The 16,077-nt window shown below is 70.9% G+C and carries 17 protein-coding genes; 8 read left to right on the top strand and 9 right to left on the bottom strand.

The window, feature by feature from the left end:
* Window positions 1-142: 142 nt before the first annotated feature.
* The 5 genes from BJK06_RS10160 to BJK06_RS10180 form a co-directional block, all read right to left on the bottom strand.
* Window positions 143-1,252, bottom strand: a complete 1,110-nt coding sequence (locus tag BJK06_RS10160) for a phosphate ABC transporter substrate-binding protein PstS (RefSeq protein ID WP_070417791.1) — start codon at window positions 1,250-1,252, stop codon at window positions 143-145.
* Window positions 1,253-1,519: 267 nt separating this feature from the next.
* On the bottom strand, window positions 1,520-2,467 hold the full coding sequence (locus BJK06_RS10165) for an NUDIX hydrolase (protein WP_070417792.1): 948 nt from the start codon (window positions 2,465-2,467) through the stop codon (window positions 1,520-1,522).
* Window positions 2,464-4,629: an RNA degradosome polyphosphate kinase gene (locus tag BJK06_RS10170; protein ID WP_070417793.1), complete on the bottom strand. Its 2,166-nt coding sequence runs from the start codon at window positions 4,627-4,629 to the stop codon at window positions 2,464-2,466. Before BJK06_RS10170 ends, BJK06_RS10165 begins: the two co-directional genes overlap by 4 nt.
* Before the next feature lie 90 nt (window positions 4,630-4,719).
* Window positions 4,720-5,538, bottom strand: coding sequence for a mycothiol synthase (gene mshD, locus BJK06_RS10175; RefSeq protein ID WP_070417794.1), 819 nt, complete (start codon window positions 5,536-5,538; stop codon window positions 4,720-4,722).
* Window positions 5,538-6,221, bottom strand: coding sequence for a winged helix-turn-helix domain-containing protein (locus BJK06_RS10180; RefSeq protein ID WP_022906634.1), 684 nt, complete (start codon window positions 6,219-6,221; stop codon window positions 5,538-5,540). The genes mshD and BJK06_RS10180 overlap by 1 nt, the downstream gene beginning before the upstream one ends.
* Window positions 6,222-6,348: 127 nt before the next feature.
* Between BJK06_RS10180 and BJK06_RS10185 the strand changes: the two genes are divergently transcribed.
* From BJK06_RS10185 to BJK06_RS10195, 3 genes are all read left to right on the top strand, one after another.
* Entirely contained in the window at window positions 6,349-6,630 is a 282-nt protein-coding gene (locus BJK06_RS10185; RefSeq protein ID WP_083403399.1) for a hypothetical protein, read from the top strand.
* A 163-nt stretch (window positions 6,631-6,793) separates the two neighbouring features.
* The gene (locus tag BJK06_RS10190) at window positions 6,794-7,396 is read left to right on the top strand and encodes an FABP family protein (protein ID WP_070417795.1); all 603 of its coding nucleotides are present in this window, start codon (window positions 6,794-6,796) and stop codon (window positions 7,394-7,396) included.
* Entirely contained in the window at window positions 7,396-8,481 is a 1,086-nt protein-coding gene (locus BJK06_RS10195) for a folate-binding protein YgfZ (RefSeq protein ID WP_070417796.1), read from the top strand. The genes BJK06_RS10190 and BJK06_RS10195 overlap by 1 nt, the downstream gene beginning before the upstream one ends.
* Window positions 8,482-8,620: 139 nt before the next feature.
* Here BJK06_RS10195 and BJK06_RS10200 read toward each other — a convergent pair whose 3' ends face one another.
* Entirely contained in the window at window positions 8,621-9,394 is a 774-nt protein-coding gene (locus BJK06_RS10200; protein WP_070417797.1) for a methylase, read from the bottom strand.
* A 56-nt stretch (window positions 9,395-9,450) separates the two neighbouring features.
* Here BJK06_RS10200 and BJK06_RS10205 point away from each other — a divergent pair, with 56 nt between their 5' ends.
* Window positions 9,451-10,197 (top strand): phosphoglyceromutase, encoded by a 747-nt coding sequence (locus tag BJK06_RS10205; protein WP_070417798.1) that lies wholly within the window; start codon window positions 9,451-9,453, stop codon window positions 10,195-10,197.
* A gap of 62 nt (window positions 10,198-10,259) precedes the next feature.
* Here the strand turns inward: BJK06_RS10205 and BJK06_RS10210 are convergent, their stop codons facing one another.
* Complete coding sequence (locus BJK06_RS10210) at window positions 10,260-10,808, bottom strand: AAA family ATPase (protein WP_070417799.1); 549 nt, start codon at window positions 10,806-10,808, stop codon at window positions 10,260-10,262.
* 49 nt (window positions 10,809-10,857) lie between these two features.
* The gene (phoU, locus tag BJK06_RS10215; RefSeq protein WP_070417800.1) at window positions 10,858-11,529 is read right to left on the bottom strand and encodes a phosphate signaling complex protein PhoU; all 672 of its coding nucleotides are present in this window, start codon (window positions 11,527-11,529) and stop codon (window positions 10,858-10,860) included.
* Between the two features lie 146 nt (window positions 11,530-11,675).
* Between phoU and BJK06_RS10220 the strand changes: the two genes are divergently transcribed.
* Window positions 11,676-12,842: a cell wall metabolism sensor histidine kinase WalK gene (locus BJK06_RS10220; RefSeq protein WP_070417801.1), complete on the top strand. Its 1,167-nt coding sequence runs from the start codon at window positions 11,676-11,678 to the stop codon at window positions 12,840-12,842.
* Window positions 12,839-13,519, top strand: coding sequence for a response regulator transcription factor (locus BJK06_RS10225; RefSeq protein WP_022906624.1), 681 nt, complete (start codon window positions 12,839-12,841; stop codon window positions 13,517-13,519). The genes BJK06_RS10220 and BJK06_RS10225 overlap by 4 nt, the downstream gene beginning before the upstream one ends.
* 79 nt (window positions 13,520-13,598) lie before the next feature.
* Here BJK06_RS10225 and BJK06_RS10230 read toward each other — a convergent pair whose 3' ends face one another.
* On the bottom strand, window positions 13,599-14,204 hold the full coding sequence (locus BJK06_RS10230; protein WP_070417802.1) for a hypothetical protein: 606 nt from the start codon (window positions 14,202-14,204) through the stop codon (window positions 13,599-13,601).
* Window positions 14,205-14,362: 158 nt separating this feature from the next.
* Between BJK06_RS10230 and BJK06_RS10235 the strand changes: the two genes are divergently transcribed.
* Complete coding sequence (locus BJK06_RS10235) at window positions 14,363-14,845, top strand: CarD family transcriptional regulator (RefSeq protein ID WP_017888066.1); 483 nt, start codon at window positions 14,363-14,365, stop codon at window positions 14,843-14,845.
* 49 nt (window positions 14,846-14,894) lie between these two features.
* Window positions 14,895-16,070, top strand: coding sequence for a 2-C-methyl-D-erythritol 4-phosphate cytidylyltransferase (gene ispD / locus BJK06_RS10240; protein ID WP_083295180.1), 1,176 nt, complete (start codon window positions 14,895-14,897; stop codon window positions 16,068-16,070).
* Window positions 16,071-16,077: the final 7 nt, after the last annotated feature.

The following is a 16,077-nucleotide window of genomic DNA, read 5'->3' on the forward strand; positions in this document are numbered from 1 at the left end:
ACTCCTGTCGGAGGAACGCCGGGGGAGGCGACGGGTCGGGGGTGTCCGGTGGTGCGCGGTCCGCTCGGAGCGTGGAGCGGACCGGCGAGGGCCCGGACGCCGGTCAGGTGGGTGGGACCGGCGTCCGGGCGCTCAGGGTGTCTTACTTGATGGAGGCGACGGCCTTCGCGGCCTTCTCGGCGAGGTCGGTCGAGAGGGCGGCCGACTTGGCCTCCTTCGCGGCGGCGTCCTGCGCGTCCTTCGAGACGACGTAGTCGAGGTAGCCCTTCACGAGCTTGCCCTTGTCGGCGTCCTTGTACTCCTGGCAGGCGATCGCGTAGGAGACGAGCACCAGCGGCCAGGCGTTCTCGGCCGTGTCGGTGCGGTTGATGTCGATCGCGAGGTCGTTGTCCGCGCGGCCGGAGACCGTCTCGGAGTCCGCGACGACCTTGGCAGCACCCTCGGCGGAGATCTCGGTGGCCTTGTCGCCGACCATGAGCTTCGCCTTGTCGAGGTCACCGGCGCCGGAGTCGTCGATGTAGGTGATGGCGTTCGAGGCGCTGGCCATGGCCGAGGCCACACCCGAGGTGCCCTTCGCGCTGTCGCCGACCTGGTACGGGAAGGTCTGGCTGGGGGCCTCGGTCCAGACGTCCTTGGCGTTCGCCGCGACGTACTCGGAGAAGTTCTGCGTGGTGCCCGAGTCGTCGGAGCGGTGCACGACCGTGATGTTCGCGTCCGGCAGGGTCGCGTCCTTGTTCAGGTCGGCGATCTGCGAGTCGTTCCACTTCGTGATCTTGCCCGAGAAGATGCCCGCGATGGTCTTCGCGTCGAGCGTGAGGTCCTTGACGCCGTCGACCTTGTAGGCGATGGCGATCGGAGAGATGTAGACCGGGATGTCGATGGCCTTCGAGTCCGCGGCGCACAGGGCGAACGAGCCCGCGAGCTCCTCGTCCTTCAGCGCGGCGTCGGAGCCGGCGAAGTCGGCAGCACCCGAGATGAAGTTCTTGCGGCCGGCGCCCGAACCGTCGGGCGAGTAGTTGACCGTCACGCCGGAGGCGACGTTCTGGAAACCAGCGGCCCAGGTGGCCTCGGCCGTCTGCTGGGCGGACGAACCCGAGCCGGTCAGCGTGCCCGAGAGCTTCGAGTAGTCGGTGCCGGAGCTCGAGCTGGACGAGGGCGTGTTGCCCGCGTCCTCGTTCGCCGCGCACGAGGAGAGCACGACCGCGCCGGCGATCGCGATTGCCGCGACCGTACCGATTCGCTTGATGTTCACAGGGGTCCCTTCGGGAATGTCAGTGCAGGTGGGACCGCTGCTGGTCCCGTGGGCCGGTGCTGACCCGGGAGCGACTGTAGGGACGCGAGGTGACGGGGATCACCCGCCCTGGTGAACGGGAGGTGAACGAGGGGTTGTCCTGGACGGGGCGCCGTGCGTCGGAGCGCGCGCGGGTGCAGGATCGGGAACGCCGCGCCGTGCGCGGGCGCATGCGTGTGCATGCACACCGCAGGGGCCTGGAGGCGCGGCTCGGCCCGGGCGCTCGGCCTACGCCGAGACGGGGTTGCGGTGCGTCTCGACGGCCACGAGCCTGCCGCCGGCGATGTGCAGCACCGAGAAGTCGCCGACCGAGAGCATCGCGGCACGGCGGAGGTCGAACCGTCCGGACTCGTCGGCCGTCGCGGTCGCGATGCGGGCGATGATGTCCGGCAGCACGGGCCCGTGCGAGCACAGGACCGTCGTCTTCGCCTTGTCGAGGCGCTTCTGCACGACGCCCTTGACGTCGGCGGCACCCCGGTCGTGGGCGTCCTGGCTGATGTCCGGCGTGCTCGAGACCCCGAGGTGCGTCCGGTCGGAGAGCGGTTCGACCGTCGCGAGGCACCGGGCGGCGGTGCTGCTGACGATCTTCTTCGGACCGAAGGCGGCCACCGGTGACGCGACCGACTTCGCCTGCGACCGGCCGACGGGCAGGAGCGGACGGGTGGCGTCCGGTCCGTTCCACTCCGAGCCGGGGACCGTCTTGGCGTGCCGGAGGGCGATGAGGGCGAAGGTGCGGTGTTCCCCGGCGGCGACGCGGTCGGCGAACCGGTCGAGGATCGCGACGTCGCGCTCGTACGTCAGTCGGTGCCGGGCGTCGTCGAGCGTGACCCACTCGACCGAGGCGACCTCGTCGTTCGGGCGGAACTTGCCGGCGCGCTCGTACTCCTTCGCGGGGACGCGGGCGGACCAGTAGTGCACCACCTTGTCGCGGCCGCTCGGCAGGACGTACTCGGCCGTGCCCAGCGGAGCGCCGAGGTGCACGCGGTAGCCGGTCTCCTCGTCGATCTCCCGCACGGCGGTCGTCGGGACGCTCTCGCCCGGGTCGACCTTGCCCTTCGGGAACGAGACGTCCTTGTGGTGGTCGCGGTGGATGAGCAGCACGAGCGGGACGCCGTCCTGTTCACGCCAGACGACGGCACCTGCAGCGACGACCGGCCCTGAGGAGCCGCCGCTCACCGAGTGGAGCGCTTCCGCGCCGAGATCTTCCGCATGAGGACATTCTGCACGTCATCGAGCGGTCGGCCGTCCTCGTCCGTCGAGTGGCGCGTCCACTCGCCGTCCGACTCGAGGTGCCACGAGCTCGTCGTGTCCGCCATGGCGAGGTCGAACATCTCGTGGACCTCGTTCACGTGTCCGGGGTCGGACAGCCGGACGAGCGCCTCGACGCGGCGGTCGAGGTTGCGGTGCATCATGTCCGCCGAGCCGATGAACACGGCCGGGTCGCCGTCGTTGTGGAACGCGAACGCCCGCGAGTGCTCGAGGTACCGGCCGACCACGCTGCGCACCCGGATGGTGTCGCTGACGCCTTCCATGCCGGGCTTGAGCGAGCAGATGCCGCGGACCCAGACGTCGATCGGCACACCGGCCTGGCTCGCCAGGTACAGCGCGTCGATGATCTGCTCGTCCACCATCGAGTTGACCTTGATGCGGATCCCCGAGGGCTTGCCGGCACGGGCGTTGTCCGCCTCGGTCGTGATGCGCTTGAGCAAGCCCTTCCGCAGGTGCAGCGGCGCGACGAGCAGGCGCTTGAACTTCTTCTCGATCGCGTAGCCCGACAGCTCGTTGAACAGGCGCGTGAGGTCCTTGCCCACGGTGTCGTCCGACGTGAAGAGCCCCATGTCCTCGTAGATGCGCGAGGTCTTCGGGTTGTAGTTGCCCGTCCCGATGTGGCTGTAGTGCTTGAGCGTGCCGCCCTCCTGCCGGATGACGAGCACGAGCTTCGAGTGCGTCTTCAGCCCGACCAGGCCGTAGACCACGTGCACGCCGGCCTTCTCGAGCTTGCGAGCCCACGTGATGTTGTTCTGCTCGTCGAAGCGCGCCTTGATCTCGACGAGTGCGAGCACCTGCTTGCCCGCGGCCGCGGCGTCGATGAGCGCCTCGACGATGGGGCTGTCGCCCGAGGTGCGGTAGAGCGTCTGCTTGATCGCGAGCACGTTCGGGTCGGCCGCGGCCTGCTCGAGGAACGCCTGCACACTGGTCGCGAAGGACTCGTACGGGTGGTGCACGAGGACGTCCTTCGCCGCGATCGCGCGGAAGAGGTCCGGCTTCGTGTTCGGTTCGCCCGGCTGGAACTGCACCGGGGTCGTCGGCACGTGCTTCGGGTAGTGCAGGTCCGGGCGGGCGATCTTGGCGATCTCGAACAGGCCGCCGAGGTCGAGCGGCGACGGCAGGCGGAACACCTCCTGCTCGGTGATGTCGAGTTCGCGCACGAGCAGGTCGAGCGTCACCGGGTCCATGTCCTCGGTGATCTCGAGACGGATGGGCGGCCCGAACCGACGACGGAGCAGCTCGCGCTCGAGGGCCTGGATGAGGTTCTCGGCCTCGTCCTCCTCGATCTCGACGTCCTCGTTGCGGGTGACCCGGAACACGTGGTGCTCGAGGACCTCCATCCCCGGGAAGAGGTCGTCGAGGTGGTTCGCGATGAGGTCTTCGAGCGGGATGAAGCGGAGCAGCCCGGAGTCGTCGTCCGGCAGCTTGATGAACCGCGAGAAGTTCTGCGGGACCTTGAGGCGCGCGAACTCCTGCCGCTGCGACTTCGGGTTGCGCACGCGCACCGCGAGGTTGAGCGACAACCCGGAGATGTACGGGAAGGGGTGCGCCGGGTCGACCGCGAGCGGCATGAGCACCGGGAAGATCTGCTCGTTGAAGTACTCGCGCATCCGGAGCCGGTCGGCCTCGTCGAGGTCGGACCAGTGCTCGATGTGGATTCCAGCGGCGTCGAGGTCCGGCTTGAGCGACCCGATGAACGCCTGCGCGTGGCGGTCCTGCAGCTCGTGCGCCTTCGTCGCGATGTCGCGCAGCACGTCGCTCGGTGCGCGACCGACGTTGGTCGGCACGGCGATGCCGGTGTCGATGCGGCGCTTCAGGCCGGCGACCCGGACCATGAAGAACTCGTCGAGGTTGGACGCGAAGATCGCCAGGAAGTTCGCCCGTTCGAGGAGCGGCTGCGTGCGGTCCTCGCCGAGTTCGAGCACGCGCTGGTTGAACCGGAGCCAGCTGAGTTCACGGTCGAAGTAGCGGTCGGTGGGCAGCGACTCGTGCTCGATCTCGACGACCTCGTCGAAGTCGTCGAGGTCCGGTGCGACGGAGTCGCCGTCGAGCTGCGGTTCGGTGTCCATGCCCACATCCTGCCACCCGCCCCCTGCGCCAGGAGGGCCGCACGTGGACGCTGTGGAAACGGGCGGTGAACGACGCCGTGTGGAGGAGCGTCAGCCGGCCGCGTACTGGACGTCGATCGCGTGCTGCTCGAACCCGGATCGGCGGTACAGGGCCAGCGCCGGGGCGTTGTCGCCCTCGACGTAGAGCGCCGCGGCGGAGAGGCCCCGGCCGGTCAGGCGTGCCGTCCCCGCGCGCATCAGGACGCCGCCGAGTCCCCGGCCCTGCAGGTCGGGTCGGACGGCCACGGCGTAGAACTCGCCGGTGTCGCCCTCGACCTTGAGCCAGCACGACCCGGCGAGGTCCCCGGGGTCGTCGCGGAGCAGGAGCAGGTCGTCGCCGGAGAACCAGTCGTCGGCCTCGCGGGCGCGCAGGTCGTCGAGCGTCATCCGGCCCTGTTCCGGGTGGTGCGCGAAGGCGGCGGCGTTGAGCGCCAGCCAGTCGGCCTCGTCGGCGGGGTCGCCCGTCCGGAACGACGACAGGGACCAGCCGGCCGGCACCGCGGGGTCGGGGGCGACGGACGCGATCGGGGCGCGGAGCTGCAGGAGCGTGCGGACCGCCGTCCAGCCGAAGCGGGCCGCGAGTGCTCGGGCAGCGGGGTGGTCCCCGTGCGCCCACGCGAGCCGAGGGGCCGGCCCGTCCACGGGAGCGGCCCCGCCGCCCGGGGCGAGCGCCTGCCGGGCGAGGGCGGTGCCGAGACCGTGGCCCCGCGCCTCCTGGGCGACCACGAGTTCCAGCTCGCCGTCACGGACCACGGCGACCCCGCGCTCGTCGCCGAGCACGGTCGCGCGGCCGGCGCGCACGTCGACCAGGGTCTGGTCGGAGAACGGCGGTGCTTCGCCCGGGACGACGAAGCGCGACAGGTCGACCACTACTGGCCCGCGAGCCGGTCGGCCTCGTCGTCGTAGACGTTGAAGCGGTACCCGACGTTGCGGACCGTGCCGATGAGGGACTCGAGGTCGCCGAGCTTCGCGCGGAGGCGCCGCACGTGCACGTCGACCGTGCGGGTGCCGCCGAAGTAGTCGTAGCCCCACACCTCGCTGAGGAGCTGCTCGCGGGTGAAGACCCGCGAGGGGTGCGTGGCGAAGAAGCGGAGGAGCTCGAACTCCTTGAAGGTGAGGTCGAGCGGTCGACCGCGGACCTTCGCCGAGTAGCTGGCCTCGTCGATGACGACACCGGACGCCTGGATCTTCGACCCGGTCTGGTTCTTCGACGCGCGACCGGCCGTGAGCCGGATGCGGGCGTCGACCTCGGCCGGGCCGGCGGTCTCGAGCACGACGTCGTCGACGTTCCACTCGCTGTTGACCGCGGTCAGACCACCCTCGGTGACGACCAGGATGATCGGCGTCGTCGAGCCGCTCGTCGCGAGGATCTTGCACAGGGCCTTGGCGCTCGCCAGGTCCGTCCGGGCGTCCACGAACATGAGGTCGCTCTGCGGGGCGTTGACCAGCTGTGCGGCCTCGGCGGGGACGTGGCGGATCCGGTGGCTCAGCAGTCCGAGGCTCGGCAGGACGTCGCCGGGCGCGGCTGAGGTGAGTACCAGGAGCTGGGCCACAGGACCTCCAGGGCGTGGGGGAGTCGTGCACACATCCTAGTGATGCTCGGGAAGCATCCCTCCCGGCCGGACGGTCGGGGACGCGTTCCGGGCACCTTCGGCACGCGGCCCTGTCATGATGGGGCGCGTGACCGAGCCTGTGCAGCCCACCGACCAGCGCCGCCTCCGGCTGACGTCCGTGCTGCCGGTCTGGCTGCTCGCGGTCGTCGGCGCCGTGCTCGTCCTCACCCTCACCGACAAGGACTCGTTCGCGTGGCTGCTGCTCGTGTTCGTGCTCTGCGTGCTGGTCAGCTTCGTGCTGCAGCTCATCACCGCGACGAAGGACGGGCTGGTCGAGCGGATCAGCATCGCGTCGTCCGGGGCGTTCGTCGTCGTGCTCGTCACCGCGGTGGTCCTGCTGGTGCGTTGACGCGCCGCCGTCCGCCTGGCGTCGTCAGGCGTGACGCGTAGACTCCAGCCATGGATTCGCTGCTTGCGCTCGAGCTCTTCTACGTGGGCCTGCTCGGCCTCGCGTCGCTCGCGATCGCGTTCGTCTCGGTGACCGTCGTCGTGAAGCTGTTCAAGGGTCAGCGTTGATCGAACTGCCGGAGGGCCTCGCGCCCGAACTCGTCCCGCTGTCGTGGCTCGTCGGCGTCTGGGAGGGCACCGGTGTGGTCGAGTACCCCGTCGGTGACGAGGACGAACCCCGGAAGTACGAGTTCGGCCAGCGCGTGAGCTTCAGCCACGACGGTCTGCCCTACCTCAACTACTCCTCCACGACGTGGCTGCTCGACGAGGAGCACACCCCGCTCGCGGCCGAGATGGGCTACTGGCGGATCGACCGTCCGTCCGAGCCCGGTGACCGCGGCCCGGCGATGCTCCTCGGCGAGGGGCCGACGCCGTTCGGCACCGTCGAGAGCGTCGAGGCGCTGCGGAACACCACGGACGGCTTCGACGTCGAAGCGGCGATCATCCACCCCACCGGCGTCAACGAGCTCTACGTCGGGCGGGTCCGCAAGGGCCGCATCGACCTCGCGACCGACGCCGTGATGCGCTCGCCGAACGCCAAGGACTACTCCGCGGCGACCCGGCTCTACGGCCTGGTCGAGGGCAAGCTCTTCTGGGCGTGGGACATCGCCGCACTCGGCAAGGAGCTGACCTCGCACGCCTCGGGGCAGCTCGCGAAGGTCGACTGATGTCCGCCTTCGCCGGCCGCGCCGGCTTCGTGGCGACGGACTCCGGCCCCGCCGCGCACTTCGGCAACCCGCTCGGCGAGCAGCGTCTGCTCGCCCGCGGCCGTGCCGTCGTCGAACTCGGCCTCGGTGTCGTCACCGTCACCGGCCCGGACCGTCTGTCGTGGCTCAATTCGATCACCTCGCAGCTCCTCACCGGGCTCGCCGCCGGCGTGAGCACCGAGACGCTCGTGCTCGACCAGTCCGGTCGCGTCGAGCACGCGGCGCGCGTCGTCGACGACGGGTCGGTGGCGTGGCTGCTGACCGAGCCCGCCGACGCGGCACCGCTCGCTGCCTGGCTCGACTCGATGCGGTTCATGCTGCGCGTCGAGGTCGCCGACCGTTCGGCGGACTTCGCCACGATCGGCTGGTTCGGCGAGTCCGCGCCGTTCGCGTCGACCGACCTGCCCGAGACCCCGGTCGCCGAGTGGGTCGACCCGTGGGCGTCCGTCACGCCCGGCGGGTGGGGCTACGCCGACCAGGAGGCGCACCCCGCCTCCGACTGGACCCTCCGCATCGCCGTGGTCACCCCCGGCACCGCGGGCGCGATCGCCGCGTCGGACGAGCCCGTCGCGGGACTCCTCGCGTACGAGGCCCTGCGCATCGCCGCCTGGCGACCCTCACTGTCCGACGTCGACGAGCGCACGATCCCGCACGAGCTCGACTGGCTCCGCTCCGCCGTGCACCTGTCGAAGGGGTGCTACCGGGGGCAGGAGACCGTGGCCAAGGTCCACAACCTCGGACACCCGCCGCGCCGGGTCGTCATGCTGCACCTCGACGGGTCGGACGGCGTGCTGCCGGCCCCGGGGACGCCGGTCGTCTCCGGCGAGAAGGAGGTCGGGCGGCTGACGGCGTCGGGCATCCACCACGAGCTCGGGCCGATCGGGCTCGCGGTCGTGAAGCGTTCCCTCGACCCCGCCGCCACGCTGACGCTCAGCGCCGACGACGTGGTCGTGTCCGCCACGCAAGAGGTCATCGTGCCGCCAGGGGCCGGCGCCACCGCCGACGTCCCGCGGCTGCCCCGCCTCGGCGCCGTCCGCCGCTCGTAGCCCGCGCGGTTCGCCGGCGCGCGGCCCCGGCGCCCGGCGCCCGGCCCCCGGCCCCGAGACTCGGCTCCGCGGACACGTTCGCGCCATAAGGGCCACGAAACTGTCCGCCCGGCCGAGTCTCGGGGTCCCGCGGCGCCGGTCAGGCCGGGGCCACCGCGGCCCACGGGACGCTGAGCTCGCCGAGCCGCCACCGCGTCACCCCGTGCAGCACCGGCCACCCCCGGTCCCGCATGCCCCGGACCGTCGCGATCCACCGCTGCCGGGGGCCGTACGTGCCGAGCGGCGCCGCGACCGCCCACGCCAGGTCGAGGTCGCCGAGGAACGCGTGCACCCGCTCGCCGGGAACGTTCCGGTGGATGAGGGCCTTCGGCAGCCGTTCGGCCACGACCGAGGGGACGTCGAGCCCCGCCAGCCGGAGCGACACCGTGAAGGTGCGTGGTGCGACGTCGTCGAGCGTCACCCACGAGGCCACCCGCCCGACCTCGTTGCAGGTCCCCTCGACGAGCGCGCCGCCCGGTTGCAGGCGGTCCTGCATGATCCGCCAGGACTCCACCACCGCGGACTCGTCGTACTGCCGCAGCACGTTGAAGGCGCGGATCACGGCGGGCCGGCGGTTCCCCGGTGTCGGTGTCTCGAACCCGCCGAGCCGGAACGTCACCCCGTCCCGCGTGCCGGCGTTCGCGAGGGCCACCCGTGCCGGCTCGATCTCGATGCCGGTGACCTCGACGTCGGGGCGGACGGCGGCCAGGCGGTCCCGGAGTTCGAGCGTCGTCGTCGGCGAGGCCCCGTACCCGACGTCGGCGACGAGCGGGTCGGCGCTCCGGCGGAGGGCCGGCAACGTGGCGATCCACCGGTCGACGCGGCGGAGCCGGTTGTACCCGGTCGTCCCGCGCGTCACGTTCCCGATGGGCATGCCGACCAGGGTACGGGTCCGGGGACCGGCTGCACGGCGCTCGGTAGACTCGGGGCATGACCTCCACGCTCGTCCTGCTCCGTCACGGCAACAGTGACTGGAACCAGAAGAACCTGTTCACCGGTTGGGTCGACGTCCGGCTCAGCGAGCTGGGCGAGAAGGAGGCGAAGCGCGCCGGCGACCTCATCGCCGAGTCCGGCATCGTCCCCGACGTCCTGTACACCTCGCTCCTCACCCGTGCGATCCAGACGGCCGACATCGCGCTGCTCCAGGCCGACCTGGCGTGGCTGCCGGTGAAGCGCGACTGGCGCCTCAACGAGCGCCACTACGGCGACCTGCAGGGCAAGGACAAGGCCCAGACGCTCGAGCAGTACGGCGAGCAGCAGTTCATGGAGTGGCGCCGGTCGTTCGACGTGCCGCCGCCCCCCATCGCCGACGACGCCGAGTGGTCGCAGTTCGGGGACCGCCGCTACGCCGACCTCGGCGACCAGCTGCCCCGCACCGAGTCGCTCAAGCTCGTGATCGACCGCCTGCTGCCCTACTGGGAGTCCGACATCACGAAGGACCTCGGTGCGGGCAAGACCGTCCTCGTCACGGCGCACGGCAACTCGCTCCGGGCGCTCGTGAAGCACCTCGACGGGATCTCCGACGAGGACATCGCCGGCCTGAACATCCCGACCGGCATCCCGCTGGTGTACGAGCTCGACGACGACTTCCGTCCGACGAAGCCGGCGTACTACCTCGACCCCGAGGCCGCCGCGGCCGGAGCCGCCGCCGTGGCCGCCCAGGGCGCCAAGAAGTAGCAGCGCAGCGCTGCACACACGAACGCCCCGCCCGGACTGACCGGGCGGGGCGTTCTGCGCGTTCACACGAAGTGGGAGGCGATCTCCTGCACCAGGGCGCCGACGTCGTACGGCTTCGTCGTGTCGACGCGGACCACCGGGACGCCCGGCAGACCGACCGGCTGGGCGGCGCCGCCGTGCTCGTCCCAGAACGCGAGCACGTCGGCCAGGTCCCCGTGCACCTCGTGGCGCACCGGCACGGTGCCCGGGTCGTACCGGTCGCGCAGCCGCTCCTCGGCGGTGCCCCGGTCCGCGTCGCACCACACCTCGACAGCGCGCGGCGACCCGGCGGAGGCGAGCCGCGCCTCCAGGAGTCCGCGGTCCCGCGACGGCAGCCAGACGGCGTCGAGGACGACGCCGTTCTCGACGGCCTGCGCCATCGACCACATGGTGTCCATCGCGATGCCGCCGAGCGGACGCGACGCGATCATCGGGCCGACCAGGTCGGCGAGGGGCTCCTTGATCCGGTCCTTCGACAGGAACGGGCAGCCGAGCACCTCGGCGAGGGCGGCACCGATGGTGCTCTTGCCGGAACCGGGCATGCCGTTGACGATGATCGCGACCTGGGCCATGCCTCGATCCTGTCAGAACCCAGCGAGCCGAGCGGAACGCAGCGTCGGGTCAGGCGGGCGACACCGTCACCGAGGACGCGCCGGCCCAGTCACCCGTCGCCAGGTACTCGACCTTCTTGGCGATCGAGACCGCGTGGTCCGCGAAGCGCTCGTGGTAGCGCGATGCCAGGGTCGCGTCGACCGTGTCGATCGGCGCGCCCTTCCAGGTCTCGCCGAGCACGAAGTCGAACACGCTCGCGTGCAGCTCGTCGATGGCGTCGTCCTCGTCGCGGATCTCCCCGGCGAGGGCGATGTCCTCGGTGGCGAGCAGCCGCGTGAGCTTCTGCGCCATCGCGACGTCGAGCTGGCCCATCTTCTTGAAGGTGCCGCGGAGGCCCTTCGGCACGACCTTCTCGGGGAAGCGCTGCCGGGTGAGCTGGGCGATGTGCTCGGCCATGTCGCCCATGCGCTCGAGCGACGAGCTGACGCGCAGGGCGGTGACCACGACGCGGAGGTCGCGGGCGACGGGGGCCTGACGCGCGAGGATGTCGATCGCGATCTCGTCGAGGCTGTTCGCCGCCTCGTCGATCTTGACGTCGTCGGCGATCACCTCCTCGGCGAGGGACACGTCGGACTCGCTGAACGACTGCGTGGCTCGGGTGATGGCGGACTCGACGAGCCCGGCGATCTCGGTCAGTCGCTCCTGGACGTCCTGGAGTTCCTGCTGGAAGACTTCGCGCATGGGGGAGTACCTCTCTCTGCGTACCGGTCGAGTGTCGTCACGTCAGGTGAACGAACGGTGACGTGCGGTTGAACGCTTCGCGATCCGGCCTTCCGCAGACGGTGAACGGTACCGGAACCCCGCATGACCATCCCTACACTGACGGCATGGACAACGCGTGGCTCGTGCCACTGTCGATGCTCCTCGGCGGGGTGTTCGGAGCAGGCGTCGTGGTGCTGATCATCACCGCCGAGCGCACGGCTCGTGCTGCCGACGTGGCGGAACGCACCCTGCCCGACGGCGTCGCCGCGGTCATCGCCACGATGCACAACCCGGCCGTGGTGGTCGACCCCTCGAACACGGTCGTCGCCGCCTCGCCGCAGGCACTGACGGTCGGGCTGGTGGTGCGGCGGAAGCTCGTGCACCGCGAGCTCGTCGACCTGGTCGACCGTGTACGCAAGAGCGGGGAGATGGGCGCCGAGGACCTCGAGCTGCCCCGTGGCCGGGGCAGTGACCAGATCGGCTACCTGAGCTTCCGCGCCGCGCAGCTCGGCAACCGGTACGTGCTCGTCACGGCCGACGACCTGACCGAGACCCGGCGCATCGACGAGGTCCGGCGGGACTTCGTCGCGAACATCTCGCACGAGCTGAAGACCCCGATCGGCGCGATCGGCCTGCTCTCCGAGACCCTCGTCGCCGCCGCGGACGAACCCCAGCACGTGCGGAAGTTCGCCGCGCAGCTCGTCACCGAGTCGGAGCGGCTGGCCGCCCTGACGAAGGACATCATCGAACTCTCGCGGCTGCAGTCCGTCGACACGCTGGAGAACAGCGAGGAGACGTCGATCGACCGAATCGTGCAGGCCGCCGTCGACGCGAACGAGATCGTCGCCCGCGCCCGGGACATCGAACTCGTGCGGGCGAAGAAGTCGAAGCTCCGCGTGATGGGCGACCCCGCCCTGCTGCAGATCGCGGTGTCGAACCTCATCGCCAACGCGGTCAAGTACTCCCCGGACAACACCCGCGTCGGCGTGGGCGTCCGGTCCGCGAAGGGCTTCGTCGAGATCGCGGTGACCGACCAGGGCGTCGGCATCCCCGAGGCCGACCTCGATCGGGTGTTCGAGCGGTTCTACCGCGTCGACCCCGCCCGGTCGCGTGCCACCGGCGGCACCGGCCTCGGCCTCGCCATCGTGAAGCACGTCGTCGGCAACCACGGCGGGGACGTGCGTGTCTGGTCGCAGCCCGGCAAGGGCTCGACCTTCACCATCCGCCTGCCCGAGGCGGACCCAGAACTGACCACAGCACTCGAAGAGCAACTGGAAGAGCAGCCATCGTGACCAAGATCCTCATCGTCGACGACGAGCCGGCCCTGAGCGAGCCCCTGGAGTTCCTGCTGCAGCGCGAGGGGTACGACACCTCCGTCGCTGCGGACGGCGTGACCGCGCTGTCGAAGTTCGACGCGGAGAACCCCGACCTGGTGCTGCTCGACCTGATGCTGCCGGGACTCTCCGGCACCGAGGTCTGCCGACAGATCCGGACGCGCTCGAACATCCCGATCATCATGCTCACCGCGAAGGACTCCGAGGTGGACATCGTCGTCGGGCTGGAGCTCGGCGCGGACGACTACGTGACGAAGCCGTACTCGACCCGCGAGCTCCTCGCCCGCATCCGCGCGGTCCTGCGTCGCCGGACCGAGGACGACCCCGCGGACAGCGGGATCCTGCAGGTCGGTGGCATCCGGATGGACGTCGAGCGGCACACCGTGGCGGTGGACGGCTCGGAGACGCCGATGCCGCTCAAGGAGTTCGAGCTCCTCGAGCTGCTGCTCCGCAACGCCGGGCGCGTGCTCACCCGGGGGCAGCTCATCGACCGGGTGTGGGGCTCCGACTACTTCGGCGACACGAAGACCCTGGACGTGCACATCAAGCGCATCCGCTCGAAGATCGAGCGCGTGCCGAGCGCGCCGGAGATCCTGGTGACGGTCCGCGGGCTCGGCTACCGCATCGAGGGCTGACGCGAGGTCGGCTGACGCACAGGAGGCGCGGCGCCGGTCCCTGGGACCGGCACCGCGCCTCCTGTGCGTGCGTCTGCTGCTAGTTGCCGGCGTCCTGCGTCGTGTCGTCCGTCGGCGTGGCCGCGGGCGTCTCGACCGGGAGGGTGATCTCGCTGGTGGGCTCCGGCGAGGAGGTCGGCGCGAGCGTCGCGTACTCCTCCTGCTGGCTGGTCAGCACCGGGACGCTCGCCGAGACGCCCTCGGCGCCCGAGTACGAGAAGTAGACCTTGACCAGCGAGCCGGGCTTGGTGTCGGCGTCGTCGAAGACGACCTCGCGCGAGTCGCCGGCGGCCGTGCCCTGCGTGGTGCCGTCGCCCTCTTCCGTCGAGGCGGTGGCCTGCTCGGAGGGCTCCGCGGCGCCGCCGAGGTCGATGTGCGTGTTCGCCGGGACCGTGACGGTCTGGGTGTCCCCGCCGACCTCGATCGAGAGGGTGATGTCGTCCCGCTCGGCGTTGTTCACGATCGTGCCCACGAACCGGGCACCGTCGGCGTCGTCCGCGATGAGGAGCGCGTTGCGGATGTCCACCTTGCCGGTCGACACGTTCACGCCGTCGGTGATCTGCTTGATCTCCGTCGTCTGTGCGGGCGACATGAACTCGCAGCCGGTGGCGCCGAGCGCGATGGTTGCCGCAACGGCGACGGACACGAGTACCCGAGCTCGCAAGAGATTCCTCCGGAAGATCACGATTGTGGACCGGACGGTCCGGCACCATCCTACCGATCAGCGGGGGTGCCAGTTGTTAGGCGCCCCTTACCCGAACAACGCTTGTGGTAAACTGGGTGTCTCGGAACGGAGCCTGATACATGCAATTCGAGGTCGGCGAGACCGTCGTCTACCCCCATCACGGGGCGGCAACCATCTCTGAAGTCAAGACGCGCGTCATCAAGGGTGAGGAAAAGGTCTACCTGAAGCTGCGGGTCACCCAGGGTGACCTCACGATCGAGGTCCCGGCGGACAACGTCGACCTGGTCGGAGTCCGTGACGTGATCGGCAAGGAAGGCCTCGACAAGGTGTTCGAGGTCCTGCGTGCCCCCTTCACCGAAGAGCCCACGAACTGGTCGCGTCGCTACAAGGCGAACCTCGAGAAGCTCGCTTCCGGTGACGTCATCAAGGTGTCCGAGGTCGTCCGCGACCTCTGGCGCCGCGATCAGGACCGCGGCCTGTCCGCGGGGGAGAAGCGGATGCTCGCCAAGGCGCGGCAGATCCTGATCTCCGAGCTGGCGCTGGCCGAGAAGACCGACGAGGACAAGGCATCGACCGTCCTCGACGAGGTCCTCGCCTCCTGAGCGCACCGAACCACTGAACACGTCCTCGACCGTTCTGTTCCCCCACGGGGTGGACAGGGCGGTCGTCGTCGTTGCGGCCGGTTCCGGCACGCGGCTCGGCATCGGGACGGCCAAGGCGTTCGTCCCCGTGGCCGGCACACTGATGCTCGCGCGGGCGCTCGAGCCGCTGTTCGCCCTGCCGTCGCCGACGCTCGTCGTGGTGGTCGCGCCGGCGGCGCTCCTCGACGACTGCCGACAGGTGGTCGCGTCCGTCGCCGGGGCTGCGGTCGCGTACACGGCCGTCGTCCCCGGAGGCGCGGATCGCCATGCCTCGGTCGAGGCCGGCCTGGCCGTGCTGCCGGACTCCGTCACCGCGGTGCTGGTGCACGACGCGGCGCGCTGTCTGACGCCGCCCGCCCAGTTCGAGCGGGTGTTCGACGCCGTCGCCGGTTCGCTGCACGACGGTGCGGGTGCCGGGTTCGTCCCCGCACTGCCCGTCACGGACACGATCAAGCGCGTCGACGGGGACGTCGTCGTCGAGACCGTCGACCGCGCAGCGCTCGTCGGGGTGCAGACGCCGCAGGGCTTCCCGCTCGCCGCGCTCCGGCAGGCGTACGCCGTGTCGCAGCAGGCCGAGACCGACGACGCCGGGGTGTTCCAGGCGGCGGGCGGCACCGTGCGGTTCGTCCCGGGCGACGCCGATGCCTTCAAGATCACCACCCCGTGGGACCTCCATCGTGCCGAGTCGATCGTGCGTGCCCGCGCCGCCACCCCCGTGGACACCCGGGTCGGCCTCGGGGTGGACGTGCACGCGTTCGACGCGGCGTCCCCGTGCCGGGTCGGGCTGCTCGACTTCCCCGGTGAAGCGGGGCTCTCCGGCCACAGCGACGGCGACGCGGTCGCGCACGCGGTCTGCGACGCCCTGCTCTCGGCGGGCGGGCTCGGCGACATCGGCGGGACGTTCGGCACGTCGGACCCCGCCTACGCCGGGGCGGCGGGTGACGTCTTCGTCCGGGGTGCGGTCGCGATGCTGGCCGCCGCCGGTCTGGCGCCCGTGTCCGTCACCGTGCAGGTCATCGGGAACCGCCCGCGCATCGGCGCACGTCGGACCGAGATGCAGGACGCCCTCGCCGCCGTCGTCGGGGCCCCGGTCGCGGTCTCCGGCACGACGACGGACGGTCTCGGGTTCACCGGCCGCGGCGAGGGGCTCGCCGCGATCGCGACAGCCGTCGTCCGACCGGTCTGACGTCCTA

It is taken from the genome of Curtobacterium sp. BH-2-1-1, assembly GCF_001806325.1.
GTDB lineage: Bacteria > Actinomycetota > Actinomycetes > Actinomycetales > Microbacteriaceae > Curtobacterium.